Here is a 20,549-nt window from a genome sequence, read left to right as displayed (position 1 = left end):
ACGCTGGAGGGTATGCCCATCCTCATCGCACCGGACGACCTCGCAGCCCTCATCGCCTCGGAGACGCCGGTGCGCGTCCTCGACGTGCGGTGGCGACTCGACGCCCCGGACGGACGGCCCGCCTACCTCGAGGGACACCTCCCCGGCGCGGTCTACGTGGACCTCGACCACGAGCTGGCGGACCACGTGCCCACCGGACAGCAGCCGGTCGATGGCCGTCACCCGCTGCCCGCTCTCGAAGCGCTCCAGGCCGCCGCACGGTCGTGGGGGATCGACGACGGCGAAGTCGTCGTGGTCTACGACGACCTGAAGAGCCTGTCGGCCGCGCGGGCCTGGTGGGTGCTGCGGAACGCCGGTGTCGCCGACGTCCGGATCCTCGACGGGGCGTTCCGCGCCTGGACGGACGCCGGACTGCCCGTCGAACGCGGCGAGGTCGTGCCGGAGCCGGGCACGGTGACGCTGACGCCGGATGCCCTCCCGAGCATCGACATCGATGCCGCTGCCACGTGGACGCGCGACGGCGGCGTGCTGCTCGACGCCCGCGCCGGCGAGCGGTACCGCGGGGAGGTCGAACCGGTGGACCCGCGCGCCGGCCACATCCCCGGCGCGATCAACACGCCGACGACGGCGAACGTCGACGAGGACGGACGGTTCCTGTCGCCCGAAACGCTCCGCGAGCAGTTCCTCGCGGCAGGCGTGCCGGAGGGTGCGGCGGTGGCCACGTACTGCGGGAGCGGCGTGACGGCAGCGCACAACGCCGTCGCCCTCACGCTCGCCGGCTTCGAACCGGTCCTCTACCCGGGCTCGTGGAGCGAGTGGGCCAACCACCCCGAACGCCCGGTGGCGACGGGCCCCGAGGCCTGAGCGCGTGCCGCGGGCACGCTAGCCCGCGAGCACCTTCTGCAGGCGCTGCAGCGACACCGACTCGGCCGTGCCCAACTGCTGGGCGAACAGGCTGACCCGCAGCTCCTCGAGCATCCACCGCGCCTTCACGAGGTGCTCAGGCGCCTCGGCGGGCAGGGGGATCGTGCCGCCGGCCGCCTCGAACCGGGCGAGCGCCGTCTGGGCCTCGGTCATCCAGACGCGGTCGCGGTTCGGATTGTCCGTCAGGCGCTCGGCGCGATAGCGGATGCCGGCGAGATAGCGCGGCAGGTGCTCGAGTCGAGCGGACCCCGTCCGTGAGACGAAGCCCGGGAACACCAGACCGTCGAGCTGCCCGCGCATGTCGGTGAGGGCGGCCAGCAGGGTCATACTCGTCGCCGCCTTCATCGCCTTCTCGGTGTCGCGCGCTGCCTGCAGGATGCGGGCGACGATCGCGACGGTCTGGAACATCCGGTCCATCACCGACGCCGACACGCGGTCGCGGAGCGTCTCGTACTGCAGTTTCGAGAACACCTGGCCGTCCGGCACAACCCGGTACAGGACGTCGTCGATACAGGCGGCGAGACAGTCCTCGAAAAGCGCTGGGGTCGAACGGTACGGACTCGTCGCGAGGGCGAGCTTCTCGTTCGGCTTGAGGTGCTGCTGCACGTAGGCGGTCGGTGAGGGGATCGCGAGCAGCAGCAGCCGGCGGACACCGGACGGCATGGCGCGTGCCTGGTCGGCCTCCGTGCTCATGATCCGGATGGAGACGCTCGTGCCGTCGTCGACGATCGCGGGGTAGCCCCGGATGACGCCGTCCTCCTGCCTGATGTCGATGAATCGCGGCAGGTCGTCGAAGTCCCATCGGGTGAACCCGGAGCGCTCGATCGCGTTCGGGACCCGGGCGGCGGCGACCTTCGCGACGCTCGCGCGCGTGCGCTGCTTCAACCGGTGCTGCAGTTCGACGAGGTCCTTGCCGCGGGCGAGTGCGCGCCCGCGTTCGTCGATGACCCGGAAGGTCACGAGCAGGTGCTCCGGGACACGTTCCATCTCGAAGTCCGAAGCGGAGATGTCCATGTACGACAGTCGCTTGATGGCGTTCGCGAGCCGCGTGGCGAAGGAGTCCTCGGCGGAGGGCCGGTCTGCCGAGACCGCGGGGACGTCGGCCGGGAGCTCGGCGATGAGCTTCGTCGCCCAGTCGGCCGCCGGGACGATGTTGCGGCGCAGCGCCTTCGGGAGGGCCTTGATCATCGCCGTGATGAGGTCGCGCCGGAGTCCGGGGACCTGCCAGTCGAACCCGGCGGGCGAGAGCCGGTCGAGGAGGGCGAGGGGCACGATGACGGTGACGCCGTCGTCGTCGCTACCCGGCTCGAAGCGGTAGCTGAGCTTCAGTCGCTGGTCGGCCTGCACCCATTCGGCGGGGAAGCGGTCCTCGTCCACGGCTGGGGCGTCCTCGGGGAGGAGGTCCTCCTGACGCATGGTCAGCAGTTCGGGTTGCTCCGTGCGGGTCTTGCGCCACCACGACTCGAAGCCGCGCGTGGTCGAGACGTCCGCCGGCACCCGGGCGTCGTAGAAGTCGAACACGGCCTCGTCGTCGAACAGGATGTCGCGCCGGCGGGTCCGTTCCTCGAGCTCGCTGAGCTCCTTGCGCAGTCGGCGGTTCGCCCGGTGGAAGTCGAACAGCTTGTCGCGGCCGATGTCGTGCGTCCACTCGCCGTCGACGAGCGCGTGGCGCAGGAAGAGCTCGCGCGCCTGCTCCTGGTCGATGCGCCCGAACTGCACCCGACGTCGAGGCACGATGGGCACGCCGAACAGCGTGACCTTCTCGAAGGCGACGGCGGAACCCTGGCTCTTCTCCCAGTGCGGTTCGCTGTAGGAGCGCTTGCAGAGGTCGCCGGCGATCTGCTCGGCCCAGGCCGGGTCGATCGAGGCGTTGGTGCGGGCGAAGAGCCGACTCGTCTCGACCAGCTCGGCGCTCATGACGGCGTTCGGCTGCTTCTTGGCGAGCGCGGAGCCCGGGAACAGGACGAACCGCGTCTGGCGGGCGCCGATGTAGTCGCCCTTCTTGGCGGTCTTCGTCGCCGGCGGCGCCCCACGACCCTTCACGACGGGCGCGACGGTCTGGTCCTTCAACCCGATGTGGGAGAGCAGGCCGGCGAGCAGCGACTTGTGGATCCCGTCGGGGTTGACGGACGCCTCGCCGATGGTGAGGCCGAGCGGTTTCGCGAGCTGCCGGAGCTGACGGTAGACGTCATGCCATTCGCGGACGCGCAGGTAGTTCAGGAACTCGTTCTTGCAGAGCCGGCGGAAGGCGCTCGACGAGAGTTGGTCCTGCTGCTCCTCGAGATAGTTCCAGAGGTTGAGCAGCGCGAGGAAGTCGCTCGTCGGGTCGACGAACCGGCGATGCAACTCGTCGGCCTTCTGGCGGTGTTCGAGTGGGCGCTCGCGGGGATCCTGGATGGTGAGGGCGGCGACGATCGCCAGCACCTCGCGGGAGACGCCGTGGCGTTTCGACTCGACGACCATCCGGGCGAACCGCGGGTCGATGGGGAGGCGGCTGAGGTCGCGTCCCACCCGGGTGAGGCGGGGGCCGCCGCCGCGAGCTGAGCCGTCGGCGAAGGTCCGGGTCTCGATCGCGCCGAGTTCCGCCAGGAGGTCGACGCCGTCCTTGATGCCCCGGGCGTCCGGCGGCTGCAGGAACGGGAATGCAGCGATGTCGCCCAGGCCGAGGGAGATCATCTGGAGGATGACTGCTGCGAGGTTGGTGCGGAGGATCTCGGGCTCGGTGAACTCCGGTCGCTTCGCGAAGTCCTCCTCGGAGTACAGGCGGATCGCGATGCCGTCGCTCGTGCGGCCGGAGCGCCCGGAGCGCTGGTTCGCCGATGCCTGCGAGATCGCCTCGATCGGGAGTCGCTGCACCTTCGAACGGACGCTGTAGCGGGAGATGCGGGCCGTGCCGGCGTCGATCACGTACTTGATGCCGGGGACGGTGAGGCTCGTCTCGGCGACGTTGGTCGCGAGGATGATGCGGCGGCGGAGGCCCGGCACGGAGGATGGTTGGAAGACGCGGTGCTGGTCGGCCGAGGACAGGCGGCCGTAGAGCGGCAGCACCTCCGTGCCCGGCAGGTTCCGGCCGCGGATCGCGTCCGCGGCGTCACGGATCTCGGTCTCACCGGACAGGAAGACGAGCACGTCGCCCATCGATTCGCGGGCGAGCTCGTCGAGGGCCGCGTTGATGCCCTCGAGGTAGTCGCGGTCCGCCGATTCCGATTCCGGGGCGTCCTCGTCGTCGTCGGAGGGCTCGTCGGCCACGAGCGGGCGGTAGCGGATCTCGACGGGGTAGGTCCGGCCCGAGACCTCGACGATGGGGGCGCCGTCGAAGTGCTGCGAGAAGCTCTCCGGGTCGATCGTGGCCGAGGTGATGATGACCTTGAGATCGGGGCGCTGGGGGAGCAGCTGCTTGAGGTAGCCGAGCAGGAAGTCGATGTTGAGGCTGCGTTCGTGCGCCTCGTCGATGATGATCGTGTCGTACTTGCGGAGCAGCCGGTCGCGGTGGATCTCGTTGAGGAGGATGCCGTCGGTCATCAGCTTGATCTTCGTCGCCTTCGACGCCTGATCGGTGAAGCGCACCTGGTACCCGACGATGCCACCGAGCTCCTGGCCGAGTTCCTCGGAGATGCGCTCCGCGATGGTGCGGGCGGCGAGACGACGCGGCTGCGTGTGCCCGATCGACTCCCGACCGAGTTCGAGGCAGATCTTCGGCAGCTGCGTGGTCTTGCCCGAGCCGGTGGCCCCCGCCACGATGACCACCTGGTTCTCGGAGATGGCGCGCGCGATGTCCGCACGGGCGGCGCTCACCGGCAGCTCGGGCGGGTAGGAGATTCGGAGGTCGGACATCAGCCCTCCATCGTATCGGGCTGGGCGACGGTGCGGCCCGTTCCCGGTGGCCGAGCGGCTCGGCGACCCGGTCGAATCCCTCCGACCAGACCCGGTCACTGAGCTTGTCGACGTGCTCACGGGACGCGTCCACACCAGCGCGAACTCGGCATCTGGAATGTCAGTGGTCCGTGGTGGACTCGATCCACGACCGAGAGCACCACGTCCGTAGTTCGAGCTGGCGACGAGTACGCCGCGCAGCTCGTGGAGTTCTCGGACACGTTCGCGGACATCCACCGCCGGCGCGCGGCTCTGGACGCCGAGGAGGCCCGGCTGCTGGCCCGGTCGGCGGCCTACGCCGACGCCCTCGCAGACACGGTGGTTCCCGCCATCTATCCGCCCGCAGAGCGCCGGGCACTGTCGCGCCGCTCGACGTGCGCGATGCTCGCGATGGCGACCCGCTCCGCCGAGCGGACAGTCCTGCACGCGACGGACGACGCCGAGCGCCTCGTGAACGAGGCACCGTCCGTGTTGGCGGCGCTGGAAGCGGGTCGCATATCGGGCCGACACGCGCGCACGATCACGGATCAACTGCGCGAGGTTCCGACGGCCGGTCGCGCGTCCTTTCTCGCCGAGGTGCTCCCGATGGCTGAGCGATTGACCGCCGCGCGGCTCAAAAAGCGCGCAAAGGACCTCCGCGAGCGACTCCACCCCGAGTCCATCACCGCGCGTGCACTGCGTTCCGAGGCGGACCGCCGCATCGAGTTCGAGCCGGCCTCAGACGGCATGGCCTGGGTGCACCTGTTCACCACGGCACCCATCGCGCAGGGCATCGTCGAGCGCCTCGAGAGCGCAGCGTCCGAAGCGCGTCGCGCGGGCGATCAGCGCACCAGTGGGCAGTTGCAGGCCGACGCGCTCGCGGCCCTCGCCCTCACCGGTGTCACCCCGGATGACGTCGCATCGAACCCGGTGCTTCCGCACCCGATCGAGGTGCAGGAACACATCAAGCCGACCGTGCAGATCACGGTCCCGGCGCTCGGCATGGCCGGTGTCTCCGACGCCCCCGCCACGCTCGATGGGTACGGTCCGATCGATCCCGAGACCGCCGTCCGCATCGCGGTCAACGCACCCAGCATGACCCGGATCCTCGTCCAGCCCGAAACCGGCGCCGTCCTCTCCGTCGGCCGCGGCCAGTACCGAGTCCCCGCCGATCTGCAACGGGCAGTGCGCCTCCGAGACGGCACCTGTCGCGCACCCGGCTGCGGCCGCCGCGCCAGGGCCTGCGACCTCGACCATTCCGTCGCCTGGCAGGACGGCGGAACGACGGATGTCGGGAATCTCGCCTGCCTGTGCCGACATCACCACCGGATGAAGCACCTCCCCGGCTGGAACCTCGACCACCAACCGGACGGCGTCCTCGACTGGACCACACCCGACGGAAAACACCACCGGACAGCCCCGGACCCCGCACCGTTCTGAACTCTTGCGGTCCCTGAGCTTGCCGAGAGGTGCTCGTGCTGCAAACAGGGTTGCATCGCAGAGTGGTTTGCGTTACAAAGTAGGTATGACTTCACCGATGGAACCCACCGATGGTTCGGACGCGCTCGACCCGGCCGCCATGCTCGCGCTGCAGGAGCGACAGGCGAGCCGCGTCGACGACATCTTCACGAGGCCCACCATCGCGATCGTGTACATCTGGGGTGTCGCGTGGACCGTCGGGTTCCTCGCGCTCTGGTCCGCGAGCGACGAGAACCCCTGGTTCACCACGCCGCCGACGGTCGCCGGGTGGCTCTTCGGGATCCTGATGGTGGGCGGCATCGTCTCGTCGTCGATCATCGGCTCCCGCGTGTCGCGGGGTATCCAGGGAGCCCAGCAGGTGCAGGGGACCATGTACGGCATCGCCTGGGCGATCGGGTGCACGGCCGCGGCCGTGTTCGGCGGCGCCCTGTTCGCTGCGGGGATGGCACCCGCACTCGCCGCCATCTTCTACCCGGCCATCTACAGCCTCGTGGTCGGTCTGCTGTACCTCGCAGGTGGAGCGGTCTGGCGCGACCGCCTCATGTACGGCATGGGCATCTGGATCATCGTCGTGGGCATGGCCGCGCCGTTCTTCGGCTCGCCGGGCAACGCGCTCATCATGGCGATCGCCGGCGGAGGCGGCTTCCTCGTGTACGCGACCTTCCTCGAGGCGACCCGCCGTCGGCGTGCCCACCGATCGGCGGTGTGACCGATGGACGAACTCGACCCCCTCATCCACGCACAAGCCCGCCTGCGCATCATGTCGACGCTCGCGGCGATCGATGCCGACAGCAGCATGTCGTTCCCCCGTCTGCAGGAGATGCTCGACATGACCGCCGGAAACCTGTCCACCCACCTGCGGAAACTCGAGGACGGCGCCTACGTGCTCGTCACCAAGACCCACCGGGGACGCACTCCGGTCACCTACCTGGAACTCACCACGCTCGGGCGCCGCGCGTTCGAGGACTACATGACCGGGCTCCGAGCGATGCTCGGCGGCGCGACGGGAACGGGGACATCATGACGACCACACCACTGGCCACCCTCGAGGGCGTGACGCGACGCTACGGCGACGTGACCGCGCTGGACGACGTCGACCTCAGGATCGAGCCGGGTTCGCTCGTCGGGCTCCTCGGCCCCAACGGCGCCGGCAAGTCCACCGTGCTCTCCCTGCTGCAGGGCACGCGACGTCCGACGAGCGGCACCGTGACCCTCTTCGGTGGCGACCCCGCCCAGGCGGTCAACCGCACCCGGCTCGGATCGACCCCGCAGGAGACGGCACTCCCGCCGACGCTGCGGGTGGGCGAGGTCGTCGACTTCGTCGGACGGCACTTCGCCGACCGCGTGCCGACGGACGTCCTGGCCGAGCAGTTCGGTTTCGGCGAGCTCATCCGACGCCAGACGGGCTCGCTCTCGGGCGGCCAACAGCGGCGCCTCGCGGTCGCGCTCGCATTCGTCGGAAAACCGCGTCTCGTGCTCCTCGACGAGCCGACGACGGGCCTCGACGTCGACGCACGCCGCACCCTCTGGGACGCGATCCGCCGGCAACGCGAGCTCGGTGCGACGATCGTCCTCACCAGCCACTACCTCGAGGAGATCGAAGCGCTCGCCGAGCGTGTCGTGGTGCTGGGTGGCGGACGGGTCATCACCGATGCGCCGCTGCGCGAGGTGCTCGGGCTGGTCGGCATCCACCGGGTGCGACTCCGGAGCACCGACCCCGCGTCGGTGGAGCGGCTCGCCGGGGTCGTCCAGGCGAGCCGGGATGGGGACACGGTCGAACTCGACGTCCGCGACGCCGACGCGTTCGTGCGCGATCTCGTCCGGTCCCAGGTCCCGTTCACCGATCTCGCCGTCCGCGGCGCGACCCTCGAGGAGGCGTTCCTGACCCTCACCGCGGACGCCCGGGCGACCGTCGGACGGAGCGCCGCCTGATGGCCACCACGCTGCAGCTCACCACCCTGCACGCCCGGTACTCCCTGCTCGAAACGGTGCGCGTCCCGATCGCGGTGATCGGCTCGCTCGTATTCCCGGCGCTCTCGCTGTTGTTCTTCGTCGTCCCGCAGGCGCAGGTCGCCGGCGACCCCCGCATCGCGACCCAGGCGGTCATCTCCCTCATCGTCTTCGCGGTGCTCGCGAACGCCCTGTTCGGCTTCGGGCTGACCATCGCCCAGGCGAGGGAGCAGGCGTGGGATCCGTACCTGCGCACGCTCCCGGTGACGGGTGTCGCCCGGGTCCTCTCGCACCTCTGCTCGGTCGGCCTCCTCGGGTTCGCGGCCGTCGTGCCGGTCGTCGTGCTCGGTGCGCTCCTGACCGCGGCCACCGCGACCCCGCTGGGACTCCTCGGCGGCGTCGTGGCGCTCGTCGTGGGTGCCATGCCGTTCATGCTCCTGGGCACCGCGATCGGGTACGCCCTCCCGAGCAAGGCCGCGATCGCCGTGGTGCAGGTGGCCATGTTCTCGTTGGCCTTCGCCGGCGGACTGTTCATCCCACCGTTCCTCTTCGCCCCGTGGCTCGACCGGTTGTCGATGTTCCTCCCGAGCCGCCAGACCCGGGAGCTCGTCGTCTGGGCGGTCCAGGGCGGCGAGTTGCCGTGGTGGTCGTGGGTCGGGGTCCTCGCGTGGACGCTCGTCCTCACCGTCGTGGTCCTCGCCCTCTACCGCCGCGACGAGGGCCGCCGCTACCGCTGAGGTCCGCCGGCACCCCGTCGCTCCGGCCGTCCCCGCGTCCCGTCATACGTCGACACACGCCGTGCGCCGGTCGCCAGGCGCTCGTACGCTGACGTCCATCCCGGCCGGTCCACGGCCCCTCGACGAGCGGATGGAGCGACCCGTGTCCAGCAGCGCAGACCAGATGAACGCCGCCGACCGGCCGACCGGTGCGCGCTGATGGGAGCGCCTGTGGTGTTCGGCACCGGTCCGATCTCGGTCGACGACCTCGTGGCCGTGTCCCGCGACGACGCGATCGTTGTCCTCGACACGGCGGCGCTCGACCGCATCGGTGCGGGGCGGGCCATCGTCGACCGGCAGACGGCGGCGGTCGGAGTCGACGCGCCGGGCGCACCGTCTCGAGGCCCGGGCGTGGGGCGAGTGGCTCCGCGCACCGCGACGCTCGACGCGTCGGCGGTGGAGGAGCGCGTCGTCCATGATCGCCGTGGCGGCATCGGTCTCCCGCTGTCCGTGGACCGGGCTCGGGCGGTGGTCGCCGCCCGGCTCGCCGGATGGACGCGTGGCGCATCCGGGATCCGCCTCGAGACCGCCGTGTTCGTCGCGGAGCTCCTCAACCGTGGCGTGACCCCGGTGATCCCGTCCATCGGATCCGTCGGTGACGGCGACCAGACCCACCTCGCGCCCGTCGCGACGCTCGTGATCGGACAGGGGGAGGCGGTCCTCGCGGGCGAGCGGCTCTCCGCACGGGTCGCCCTGTCGCGGGTCGGGCTCGCACCGCTCGGCCTCGCGGTGCACGAGGCGCTCGCGTTCGTGCACCACAACGCCTACTCCCTCGGCGTCGGCGCACTCGCGCTCCACCGGCTCGGTGCGCTCAGTCGGCTGGCCGACACCACGAGCGCTCTCTCGTCGCGGGCCGGTGCGCCGTCAGGACTCGGCGAGCGAGGACCGGCGTTCGACGCGACCGTCCTCGCCGGCAGCCCGTCGGCGGGCACCCGGGCGAGCGCCGAGCGCATCGCCGAGCTGTTGGCGACGCCGGTGCGCGCGGACGGTGCGCGCGGTGAACGGGATCCGGACGGACTGCGGCTCCGGGCGACCCCGCAGATCAACGGTGCACTCGCCGACGAGGTCACGGCGGCCGTCCTGCTCGTCGAAGCGACGCTCGCAACGGCCTCGGATGATCCGCTCGTCGATCAGGCGTCGGGTGTCCTCCGGACCGGCGGTCTGCTGCATGGCGCGCGGCTCGCCCGTGCCTTCGACGGGCTCCGCGCGGCCGTCGCGCACACCGCCGCTGCCGCCGAGCGACGGCTCGCACGCATCGACGGCGGTGAGGTCGACCACCGCGAAACCGGGCACCGGCTCGTCCCGCATCGGCTCCGGCAGTCGGCGGCGGACCTCGTCGCCGAGCTCCGCGTGCTCGCGACCCCGGTCGTCGCGACCGGCGTGCCGGACGAGGCCGCGGACGATCCTGCTTCGTTCGCCGGGACCTCCCTCCGACTGCTGGAACGCTCGACCGCCCTCCTCGCGGACGTCCTGGCGGTCGAGGCGGTCGTCGCAGCGGACGCGCTCGGTCCGGCGGAGCACGACGAGTGGTCCGTCGGGTTCTCGGTCGCCCACGCCGGCCTCCGGTCGGCTATCGAGCAGGAGCAGCATGGTCAGCAGCTCGTCGCGGCGGCGCTCGCCGCGCTCGGCGTCGACCGCTCCTGAGGGACCCGTCGGCCGGACGGTGCCGGTGCGCGCCGTCGCATGCCATGTATTTCGACACGTGTCGAGGGGGTGGGCGATGTCGGTACCCTCCGGTAGGTTCGGACCACCGACCGAGAGACGTTCAGCGAGCCACCGACCGCGGCGGCGACGACCCTTGGAAGACGACCTGTCACGAACAGCCGTGCAGAGAAGAGGCATCGGTCCAGCATGATCTCCTTCGAACACGTCTCCAAGCGCTTCGACGACGGCACCCTCGCGGTCGACGACTTCTCCCTCACGATCCCGTCGCGGTCGACCACGGTCTTCGTCGGATCCTCCGGCTGCGGCAAGACCACCCTCTTGCGCATGATCAACCGCATGGTCGATCCGAGTGAGGGCCGCATCGTCATCGACGACGAGGTCGTCTCGGCGGTCGACCCTGTCCGGCTGCGTCGCCGCATCGGGTACGTCATGCAGAACTCCGGCCTGCTCCCGCACCGCACCGTGATCGACAATGTGGCCACGGTGCCCATGCTCACCGGCATCAATAAGAAGCAGGCCCGGGCGGACGCCCTCACCCTGCTCGACACCGTCGGACTCGACCGCTCGCTCGCCGACCGCTACCCGAGCCAGTTGTCCGGCGGGCAGCAGCAGCGTGTTGGGGTCGCGCGAGGTCTGGCGATCGACCCCAACATCCTCCTGATGGACGAGCCGTTCGGCGCCGTCGACCCGCTCGTCCGGGCTGAACTCCAGCGGGAGCTGCTCCGCCTGCAGCGCGACATCGCCAAGACGATCGTGTTCGTCACCCACGACATCGACGAGGCGTTCCTCCTCGGCGACCAGGTCGTCATCCTGCAGAAGGGCGGCCACATCGCCCAGGTGGGTTCACCGGCGGAGATCGTCGCGGAGCCGGCGAACGACTTCGTCGCCCAGTTCATCGGTGCCGATCGCGGCCAGCGCACCCTGCACGTCGAGCGGGTGGGCGGACGGGACGTCGTCGTCGACGAGTCCGGGCGCCCAGCGGGTGTCCTCGGAGACCGCCGCGATCCCGGTGGGCCACAGGGCAGGGAATCGGCCGAGGGCGGCGCGTCCAGATGAACTGGGTCATCGCGAACTGGAGCATGATCTGGGAGCTCACGCTCACCCATGTGCAGTTGAGTCTTCCGCCGATCATCCTCGGGTTCCTCATCTCCCTGCCGCTCGGCTGGCTCGCCCACCGGTACCGGTGGTCGCGCGGGGTCCTGCTCACGGTGAGCGGCATCCTCTACGCGATCCCGTCGCTGCCGCTGTTCGTCCTCATGCCCTCCCTGATCGGGACGAAGATCCTCGACCCGGCGAACGTCGTCATCGCCCTGACCATCTACGCCGTGGCGCTCCTCGTGCGGACGATCGCCGACGCGCTCGACGCCGTCGACGCCGGCGTGCGGCAGTCGGCGCAGGCCGTCGGGTTCTCGACCGGCCAACGCTTCTGGCGGGTCGAGTTCCCGCTCGCCGGCCCGCTCATGCTCGCGGGCATCCGGGTGGTCTCTGCCAGCACCATCAGCCTGTTGAGCGTGGGCGCCCTCATCGGGGTCACGAACCTCGGCTACCTGTTCACCGACGGCTACAACCGCCAGTTCCCGATCGAGATCCTCACGGGTATCGTCGGGACGGTCGTCATCGCGATCGTGTTCGATGTCCTGCTCGTCCTCCTGGGGCGCCTGCTCATGCCCTGGACGCGTATGAGCTCGAAGGGGGCGATCCGTCGCCGTCGCGCCGCCACCGAGGCCCGCGAGTTGGCGACCACCGGGGGAGGAGTCGCATGATCAACTTCCTCGCCGCGTTCGCGTGGATCTTCGACCCGGAACACTGGGAGGGTCCTGGCGGCATCCCCGTCCGGGTGCTCCAGCACCTCGGCGTGACCGGCCTCACCGTCCTGATCGCCTGCCTCATCGCGATCCCGCTCGGGCTCCTCATCGGGCACACGGGCAAGGGGCGTGAGCTGGCGGTCGTCATCACCGGGTCGCTCCGCGCGCTCCCGACGCTCGGCCTGCTCTCGCTCCTCGCACTCATCACGCTCGGCTGGGGCTTCTCGAGCACGAGCCTCGTCCCCGCGATCACGGCACTCGTCGTGCTCGCCGTCCCGCCGGTCCTCGCCGGCGCGTACGGCGGTGTCGAGGCGATCGACCGACAGACCGTCGACGCCGCTCGCGCCGTCGGCATGAACGAGTGGCAGATCCTCGGCAAGGTGGAGATCCCGCTGGCGCTGCCGCTCATGATCGGTGGCGTCCGTTCGGCGGTCCTGCAGACGATAGCGACCGCGACGGTCGTGGCCTTCCTGACCAACGGCCCCGGGCTCGGCCGGTACATCCTCGACGGCCTGCCGGTGCGCGACTACGCGCAGATGCTCGCCGGATCGATCATCATCATCGTTCTCGCCCTGCTGCTGGAGGGCCTCTTCTCGCTCCTCCAGCGAGCGGTCGTCCCGCGCGGCGTCCAGGCGACCCACGCCCGCGTCGACGAGACCCGCTCGCGCGGTGCCGGCGACCGATCGACGTCACCGGACCCCGAGCTCGCAGCGGCGGAGACGAAGATGCAGACCGCAGCGCACCGGATCGAGTAGCACTCCGAACCCTCTCGGGCGCCAGCATCGCCCGAGGCACCATCCCGCACAACGGCACCACCGTTCTCGTCCATCACAGATAGGAAACCTCATGTTCACCATTCGACAGGGTCGACGCCTCGCCGTCGGCATCGCGGCGACCGCCGCAGCAGCACTCGCCCTCAGCGCCTGCTCCGCGGGCGATCCGACCGCCGGTGAGACCGCCGCTTCGGACACCATCACCGTCGGTTCCGCCGGGTTCCCCGAGTCCGAGATCATCGCGCAGATCTACATCCAGGCGCTCGAGGCGAACGACATCAAGACCGCCGAGTCGCTCAACATCGGCGCCCGCGACGTCTACATCGCCGCCCTCGAAGACGGGTCCATCGACCTCGTCCCCGACTACAGCGGCAACCTGCTGCAGTTCTTCGACGACTCGGCGACGGCCAAGTCGAGCGACGAGGTCTACTCGGCGCTCCAGGAGGCGACTCCCAAGGGCTACGAGGTGCTCGACCAGTCGAAGGCCGAGGACAAGGACTCCTACAACGTCACCAAGGAGTTCAGTGAGGCGAACAACGTCACGAGCCTCGCCGACCTCGCGTCCCTCACCGTCCCGCTGGCCATCGGTGGGGCTCCTGAGCTCGCCGAGCGTCCGTACGGACCGAAGGGCCTGACCGAGGTCTACGGTGTCCCGGCCGACAAGCTCACCTTCGTGCCGATCAGCGACGGCGGCGGCGCGCAGACCACCGCGGCCCTGCTCGACGGCACGGTCCAGATGGCCGACATCTACACGACCACCCCGTCGATCGCCGCGAACGACTTCGTCACGCTGGAGGACCCGGAGAACCTGATCCTCCCGCAGAACGTCCTCCCGCTGATCAACTCGGACAAGGCCAGCGACAAGGTCAAGGAGGTGCTCAACGCCGTGTCGGCGGAGCTCACCACCGAAGACCTCATCGAGCTCAACGCCCGCAACCAGGGCGACGAGAAGGCGGCACCGAAGACCCTCGCTGCCGACTGGCTCAAGGACAAGAAGCTCTTCAACTAGTCCGCACCACCTCGATGGCGTCGCCCGGTCCGCCGGGCGGCGCCATCGTGCTGTTCGCGGTGAGCGCATCCGGGCGAGGCGGGATGTCCAGGGGGGCTGTGCGACGCCTGGAGTTGGTACCGTCGGGGTATGAGTTCCGAGACCCCCGTCGAGTTCATCGCGTCCTGGACCGCCTGGCACACCGCCCGCGAGCGTTCGGTGCGCGCGCCGCACGGGATCGCCGCGCTGCGCTTCACGCACTGGCTGACCGAGGAGGCGACGCCTCTGGAAGGCGCTCCGGGCACCTGGCGTGCCGACGACACCGGCATCGTGGGCGAACGGCTCACCGGCACGGGCCTCACGACACCGAGCGGTGCGCAGATCATGACCGACCGCGTCGAGCTCGTCCACGGTGAGGAACTGCACTTCGGCGACGCCCTCCTGCGCGGCATGGAGCGCGACGGCGCCTACGCCCTCCGAGTCCTCGATCCCGAGGCTCCGACGCGCACCGCGCTCTCCGGGATCAGCGCCTTCGCCCCGGACGTCTCGTGGATCAGGCCCGCCCGATTCGTCCCCTCGCCCGGGGTGACGGTGGAGACCGAATCCATCGACGGCCACGTCACGACGGAGACGCCGGTGGGCCGGGTCGAGTTCACGCTCGGCGACGAAGCCGTGTCCTTGACCGTCACCGGCGGCCCGAACGGGCTCTGGGCGGTGTTCTCCGACGGCACGAGCGGCGACGAGACCTACCGGTTCCGGTTCATCAGCATGCCGGCGCCCACCGCAGACGGACACGTCCTCGTGGACTTCAACCGCGCCTACCTGCCGCCGTGTGCGTTCAGCGACCACTACGTGTGCCCGCTGCCCGCCCCGAACAACCGGCTCCGGTCCCGCATCACGGCGGGCGAGCAGCTGCCGCTCGGTCGATAGGGATCGGGCGACGGACCCGACATGACGAACCGGCTCGCCGGGGCGATGAGCCCGTACCTCCGCTCCCACGCCGAGCAGCCGGTCGACTGGTACCCCTGGGGGCCCGAGGCCTTCGAGGAGGCCGCCCGTCGTGACGTCCCCCTGCTCGTGTCGATCGGGTACTCGACCTGTCACTGGTGCCATGTCATGGCGCGGGAGTCCTTCGCGGACGAGCGGATCGCGGAGCTGCTCCGCCGTGACTTCGTGGCCGTCAAGGTCGATCGCGAGGAGCATCCCGACGTCGACGCGAGCTACCTCGCCGCGGCCGGGGCGTTCACCCGGGAGCTCGGCTGGCCGTTGAACGTCTTCGTGACGCCTCGCGGGCATGTGTTCCACGCCGGCACCTATTCTCCGCCGGTGCCGCTCCGGGGCCACCCGTCCTTCCCGCAGGTGCTCGAGGCGGTCCGGGTGGCGTGGACGGAGCGTCGAGAGGACGTCGTCGCCAGCGCCGACGGCCTCGCCCGCGCGATCGCCGAGGCGATGACCGCCCCTGAAGACGCGTCCGTGCCGGGGCCCGAAGACCTCGACGCCGCGGTCGCGATCATCGAGGGCCTCGAGGACCGCGACCTGGGCGGATTCGGCACCGCCCCGAAGTTCCCGATGGCGCCGGTGTTCGACGTCCTGCTCACGCCACGTGAGGGGGAGGCTGCTCGCCGCGGTGTCGACCTCGCGCAGCGCACGCTCCGGACGATGGGGGCGTCGGCGCTCCGCGACCCCGTGGAAGGCGGGTTCTTCCGGTACGCGGTCAACCGCGACTGGACCGAGCCGCACTACGAACGCATGTTGACGGACAACGCGCTGCTGCTCACCGCGTACGTGCGGGCCTGGGCGGAGCGTCCAAGCCCGTGGGCCGCCACCGTCGCCACCGGGATCGCCGGCTTCCTCATCGACACCCTCCAGCAGCCGAGCGGCGGCTTCGGGTCCGCCCAGGACTCGGAGAGCGTCGTCGACGGCGTCCGGTCGGAGGGCGGCTACTACCGGCGCGACGTGCACGGCCGAGCAACGCTCGTTCCGCCCGCGGTCGACCGCAAGGTGCTGTCGGGGTGGAACGGACTCGCCATCGGCGCGTTGGCCGAGGCGTCGACGGTCCTCGACCGCCCCGAGTGGCTCGAGGCCGCCCGGTGGGCCGCCGACGCGGTCGTCGAGAACCACCTGCTGCCGGACGGCACCCTCGCGCGCGCCTCGCTCGACGAGCAGCGCTCGGGGGCGGCGGCGGCCCTGGAGGACTACGGGATGCTCGCCACCGGATTGGTGCGTCTCGGCCTCGCGACGGGTCAGGTGCGCTACGCGGAGCTCGCCAGGGACCTCGTCGAACGATGCCTCCCCGAGGGTTCCGGGGCCGAGGCGTCAGGGGCCGGTGCGCCGACCGCTGTGGCCGGGTTCGTCCTGCCGGGTGGTGGAGACCCGGTGCTGGCCGCTCACGGCACCCGCGTTGACGGCGACCCGTCGGAGGGCGCCTACCCGTCGGGGATCTCCGCGCTCGGCCAGGCGTCGCTGCTGCTGTACCAGCTCTCGGCGGACGGGCGCTTCCGGGCGGCCGCCGAGGGCGCCGTGCGGTTCGCCGCGTCGGCGGCGCTGCGGGCACCGACCGCGTTCGGCGCGAGCCTCGGACTGGCCGCATCGCTCGGGGAAGCGGCCTCGCAACTCGTCGTCGTCGCGCCGGATCACGTCCGCACCGACGAGAGCGAGGACCGGGTCACCGCCGCTCGGGCGATGCGTGACGCCGTCAGGACGCGACGCGACGCGGTGGTGACGGTGTTCACGGACCAGGAGGCCGCCGCCTGGGCTGCTGCCGGCTTCGGCCTCTTCGCCGAGCGGACGAGCCGGGACGGTCTGCCGACCGCCTATCTCTGCCACGACTTCGTGTGCCGCCTACCCGTGACGGACGTGGCAGCACTCGACCCACGGTGATCGGGTCACCCGCCGAACGACGCTGAGGCGCCCGACCCCGCCCGAGATGGCGGCGCGACTCAGCACTCGATGACGTTGACCGCGAGGCCGCCCTCGCTGGTCTCCTTGTACTTCGTCGACATGTCGACGCCGGTCTGACGCATCGTCTCGATCACGGTGTCGAGGGAGACGAGGTGCGTCCCATCACCGTGCAACGACAGCCTGGCCGCACTGACCGCCGTCGAGGAGGCGATCGCGTTCCGCTCGATGCACGGCACCTGGACGAGTCCGCCGACCGGGTCGCAGGTCAGGCCGAGGTGATGCTCCATCGCGATCTCCGCCGCGTTCTCGACCTGCCGTGGGGTGCCGCCGAGCACGGCGCACAGGGCGCCGGCCGCCATCGCGCACGCGGAGCCGACCTCCGCCTGACACCCGCCCTCCGCACCGGAGATGGAGGCGTTCGCCTTGAACAGCGACCCGATCGCGGTCGCGGTGAGCAGGTATCGGCGGATGCCGTCGAGCGACGCCCCGGGGACGAATCGCAGGTAGTAGCTGCCGACCGCCGGGATGATGCCGGCCGCCCCGTTCGTCGGGGCCGTCACCACCCGTCCGCCTGAGGCGTTCTGTTCGTTGACGGCGAGGGCGAACGCGTGGAGCCACTCGGTCGGCAGCTCGCGGCCGCTCTCCGCCTCGGCCACGTCGAGTCGCTCGCGGACGGCGCGGGCGCGACGCTTGACGCCGAGGCCGCCGGGCAGCGTGCCCGTGTCCGCGAGTCCGGCCGTGACGCACTCGTGCATGGCCGCCCAGATGGCGTCGAGGCCGGCGTCGACCGCTTCCGGGGTGCGCATGGCCTCCTCGTTCCGCCTGGCGATCGCGTCGATGGGCAGTCCGCTGTCGTCGCAGATGTCGATGAGCGACTCGGCCGTCCGGAACGGCATCGGGACGGGGTGCTGTGGCAGCGCGGACGCCGGGTCGTCGCCGTCGCGCCTGATGAAGCCGCCGCCCACCGAGTAGTACGTCTCCGAGCGGACCGGTACCTCGCTCGAGCGGTCCCAGGCGGACAGGGTCAGCGCGTTCGGGTGACCGGGGAGGCGCGTCCTCGGGACGAACGAGACGTCGTCTCGGGAGAAGTCGACGGGCCTGACCCCGGCGAGGAGGAGGGTTCCGCCGTCCGGGTGCTCGCTCCAGGCGTGACGGACCTCGGCCGGGTCGCATCCCTCCGGGGTGAGTCCGCGGAGTCCGGCGACGACCGCGTCCGGGGTGCCGTGGCCGATACCGGTCGAGCCGAGCGAGCCGAAGAGCGAGCACGTGACGCGGTCGACCCGTCCGAGCAGACCGTCGCGCTCGAGACCGAGGACGAACGCCAGCGCTGCGCGCATGGGGCCGACGGTGTGCGAACTGGAGGGGCCGATGCCGATGGAGAAGAGGTCGAATGCGGACACGTATGCCGTCACTGGACGACCTCCTTCGGTACGACTGGCTCCCTCCACTCTAGGCGCGATCGGTTGCGGTCGGTCGCTGACGGCGGCTGTCGGCCCCGGTCAGCGGCCGTCAGCGCGACGTGAGTGATCGGTGAGTGCCGACGAGCACACTCGTGTCCGGGTCGCCCACCGGCGGTCCGCCACGAATCGAAAGGCATCCGCATGAGCATCCGCTCCGACTGGGCGATCGAGGCCCACGGCCTCGTGAAGACCTTCGGCGACAACCGAGCGGTCGACGGCGTCGACCTCTCCGTCAGGACCGGCACCGTCTACGGCGTCCTCGGCCCGAACGGCGCCGGGAAGACCACCACCATCAGCATGCTCGCGACGCTCCTCCGTCCCGACGCGGGCAGCGCGACCATCTTCGGCCACGACATCCAGCGCGAATCGCAGGTGGTCCGCCAGCTCATCGGTGTGACCGCGCAGTTCGCCTCGGTGGACGAGAACCTCTCCGCGACCGAGAACCTCGTCATCTTCTCGCGGCTCCTCGGCTTCGGTCGTGCCGAGGCGAAGCGCAAGAGCGCCGAGCTCCTCGAGGAGTTCGGACTGAGCGAGGCGGCGGCTCGTCCGCTGAAGAAGTTCTCCGGCGGCATGCGGCGTCGGCTCGACCTCGCCGCGAGCCTCATCGCGCAACCGCCGCTCATCTTCCTCGACGAGCCGACCACCGGCCTCGACCCGCGGACGAGGGCGCAGATGTGGGACACCATCCGACGCCTCGTGGCGACCGGGTCGACGGTGCTGCTCACGACCCAGTACCTCGACGAAGCCGACCAGTTGGCCGATCGCATCGCGGTCATCGACCGGGGCCTCGTCGTCGCCGAGGGGACGTCCGACGAACTGAAGGCCTCCGTGGGGGAGTCGTCGCTGCAACTGCGACTGGCGGATCCGGCCGACCTCGAGGACGCCCGACGCGTCATCACGGAGGTGCTCCGGGTGGAGACGGTCGTCTCGCCCGAGGCGACCCGCATCACGGCGCCCATGCGCGACCCCGACGCCGTCACCGACCTCTTCATCACCCTCCGTGAAGCCGGGATCCGGCTCGCGGAGATGAGTGTCCAGAAGCCGACGCTCGACGAGGTCTTCCTCACCCTCACCGGACACGGCGTCGAGACCGACGACGCCGGCGCCACGTCCGACACCGATTCCTTCGACACCGCAGAGCAGGTCCACGCATGAGCACGATCACCATCACCCCCGGCACGGACCGGTCCCTCCGGAACCACGTCAGCCTGTCGCAGACGGTCCGCAACTCCTTCACCATGGCGTACCGCGGACTGCTCAAGATCAAACGGACGCCGGAGCAGCTGATCGACGTGACGATCCAGCCGATCATCTTCACCCTGATGTTCACCTACATCTTCGGCGGCGCGATCGCCGGCGACGTGGCGAGCTACCTCCCGATCATCATCCCCGGCATCCTCGTGCAGACCGTCATCACGACCTCGGTCGTGACCGGGATCCAGCTGCGCGAGGACATGGACAAGGGCGTGTTCGACCGCTTCAAGTCGATGCCCATCGCCCGGATCGCGCCGTTGGCGGGTGCACTCCTGGCCGACACCGTGCGGTACACGATCGCGACCACGCTCACCTTCGCCATGGGGTTCGTCATGGGCTACCGGCCGGAGGGTGGCCTCGGCTTCGTGGTGGTCGCCGGTCTGCTCGTGATCGTCTGCGCCTGGGCCATCAGTTGGATCTTCGCGTTCTTCGGGGTCATCGCCCGGAGCGCCAGCAGCGTGCAGGGCATCTCCTTCCTGGTGCTGTTCCCGCTCACGTTCCTCTCGAACGCGTTCGTGAACCCGGACACGATGCCGGCGTTCCTCCAGGGCTTCGTCGCCGTGAACCCGGTCTCGCACCTCGTCACCGCCGTCCGCGACCTCGCGAACACCGGCACCTTCGGCTCGGACGCCTGGCTCGCGCTCCTCGGTGCTGCGGTCATCGTCGCGGTGTTCGCACCGCTGACGGTGCGGGCGTACATGCGCCGCGCCTGAGATCGGCTC

General features: G+C 70.5%; 17 protein-coding genes. 15 read left to right on the top strand and 2 right to left on the bottom strand.

Going from position 1 to position 20,549, the window contains the following annotated elements; all coding sequences use genetic code 11:
* Positions 1–12: 12 nt before the first annotated feature.
* The gene (locus ASF68_RS04980) at positions 13–864 is read left to right on the top strand and encodes a sulfurtransferase (protein ID WP_056007603.1); all 852 of its coding nucleotides are present in this window, start codon (positions 13–15) and stop codon (positions 862–864) included.
* An 18-nt stretch (positions 865–882) separates the two neighbouring features.
* Here the strand turns inward: ASF68_RS04980 and hrpA are convergent, their stop codons facing one another.
* On the bottom strand, positions 883–4,758 hold the full coding sequence (gene hrpA / locus ASF68_RS04975) for an ATP-dependent RNA helicase HrpA (RefSeq protein ID WP_056007600.1): 3,876 nt from the start codon (positions 4,756–4,758) through the stop codon (positions 883–885).
* Between the two features lie 243 nt (positions 4,759–5,001).
* Here hrpA and ASF68_RS04970 point away from each other — a divergent pair, with 243 nt between their 5' ends.
* The 12 genes from ASF68_RS04970 (at position 5,002) to ASF68_RS04915 (ending at position 17,092) form a co-directional block, all read left to right on the top strand.
* Complete coding sequence (locus tag ASF68_RS04970; RefSeq protein ID WP_056007597.1) at positions 5,002–6,216, top strand: HNH endonuclease signature motif containing protein; 1,215 nt, start codon at positions 5,002–5,004, stop codon at positions 6,214–6,216.
* Between the two features lie 85 nt (positions 6,217–6,301).
* Positions 6,302–6,964: a hypothetical protein gene (locus ASF68_RS04965; protein ID WP_157579815.1), complete on the top strand. Its 663-nt coding sequence runs from the start codon at positions 6,302–6,304 to the stop codon at positions 6,962–6,964.
* A gap of 3 nt (positions 6,965–6,967) precedes the next feature.
* Complete coding sequence (locus ASF68_RS04960; RefSeq protein ID WP_056007592.1) at positions 6,968–7,279, top strand: transcriptional regulator; 312 nt, start codon at positions 6,968–6,970, stop codon at positions 7,277–7,279.
* Complete coding sequence (locus ASF68_RS04955) at positions 7,276–8,187, top strand: ABC transporter ATP-binding protein (protein WP_056007589.1); 912 nt, start codon at positions 7,276–7,278, stop codon at positions 8,185–8,187. The genes ASF68_RS04960 and ASF68_RS04955 overlap by 4 nt, the downstream gene beginning before the upstream one ends.
* Positions 8,187–8,942, top strand: coding sequence for an ABC transporter permease (locus ASF68_RS04950; RefSeq protein WP_056007586.1), 756 nt, complete (start codon positions 8,187–8,189; stop codon positions 8,940–8,942). The genes ASF68_RS04955 and ASF68_RS04950 overlap by 1 nt, the downstream gene beginning before the upstream one ends.
* Before the next feature lie 198 nt (positions 8,943–9,140).
* The gene (locus ASF68_RS04945; RefSeq protein WP_056007583.1) at positions 9,141–10,625 is read left to right on the top strand and encodes an aromatic amino acid lyase; all 1,485 of its coding nucleotides are present in this window, start codon (positions 9,141–9,143) and stop codon (positions 10,623–10,625) included.
* A 207-nt stretch (positions 10,626–10,832) separates the two neighbouring features.
* A complete protein-coding gene (locus ASF68_RS04940) occupies positions 10,833–11,702 on the top strand; it encodes an ABC transporter ATP-binding protein (RefSeq protein WP_056007581.1) in 870 nt (289 codons plus the stop codon).
* Positions 11,699–12,409, top strand: coding sequence for an ABC transporter permease (locus ASF68_RS04935; RefSeq protein ID WP_056007578.1), 711 nt, complete (start codon positions 11,699–11,701; stop codon positions 12,407–12,409). The genes ASF68_RS04940 and ASF68_RS04935 overlap by 4 nt, the downstream gene beginning before the upstream one ends.
* Positions 12,406–13,206, top strand: a complete 801-nt coding sequence (locus tag ASF68_RS04930; protein WP_056007575.1) for an ABC transporter permease — start codon at positions 12,406–12,408, stop codon at positions 13,204–13,206. The genes ASF68_RS04935 and ASF68_RS04930 overlap by 4 nt, the downstream gene beginning before the upstream one ends.
* Before the next feature lie 91 nt (positions 13,207–13,297).
* Positions 13,298–14,233, top strand: a complete 936-nt coding sequence (locus ASF68_RS04925; protein WP_056007572.1) for an ABC transporter substrate-binding protein — start codon at positions 13,298–13,300, stop codon at positions 14,231–14,233.
* A gap of 129 nt (positions 14,234–14,362) precedes the next feature.
* Positions 14,363–15,142: a DUF1684 domain-containing protein gene (locus tag ASF68_RS04920; RefSeq protein ID WP_056007569.1), complete on the top strand. Its 780-nt coding sequence runs from the start codon at positions 14,363–14,365 to the stop codon at positions 15,140–15,142.
* A 21-nt stretch (positions 15,143–15,163) separates the two neighbouring features.
* A complete protein-coding gene (locus tag ASF68_RS04915; RefSeq protein WP_056007566.1) occupies positions 15,164–17,092 on the top strand; it encodes a thioredoxin domain-containing protein in 1,929 nt (642 codons plus the stop codon).
* Positions 17,093–17,151: 59 nt separating this feature from the next.
* Here the strand turns inward: ASF68_RS04915 and ASF68_RS04910 are convergent, their stop codons facing one another.
* Positions 17,152–18,525 carry an L-serine ammonia-lyase gene (locus tag ASF68_RS04910; RefSeq protein ID WP_056007564.1) on the bottom strand — a complete coding sequence of 458 codons (1,374 nt, stop codon included), beginning with the start codon at positions 18,523–18,525 and terminating at the stop codon, positions 17,152–17,154.
* Between the two features lie 189 nt (positions 18,526–18,714).
* Here ASF68_RS04910 and ASF68_RS04905 point away from each other — a divergent pair, with 189 nt between their 5' ends.
* Both ASF68_RS04905 and ASF68_RS04900 read left to right on the top strand, forming a co-directional pair.
* On the top strand, positions 18,715–19,728 hold the full coding sequence (locus ASF68_RS04905; protein ID WP_056007561.1) for an ATP-binding cassette domain-containing protein: 1,014 nt from the start codon (positions 18,715–18,717) through the stop codon (positions 19,726–19,728).
* On the top strand, positions 19,725–20,540 hold the full coding sequence (locus ASF68_RS04900; RefSeq protein WP_056007558.1) for an ABC transporter permease: 816 nt from the start codon (positions 19,725–19,727) through the stop codon (positions 20,538–20,540). The genes ASF68_RS04905 and ASF68_RS04900 overlap by 4 nt, the downstream gene beginning before the upstream one ends.
* The last annotated feature ends 9 nt before the right edge of the window (positions 20,541–20,549 follow it).

It is taken from the genome of Plantibacter sp. Leaf314 (genome assembly GCF_001423185.1).
GTDB lineage: Bacteria > Actinomycetota > Actinomycetes > Actinomycetales > Microbacteriaceae > Plantibacter.
This window is presented reverse-complemented; position numbering and strand designations above follow the sequence as displayed.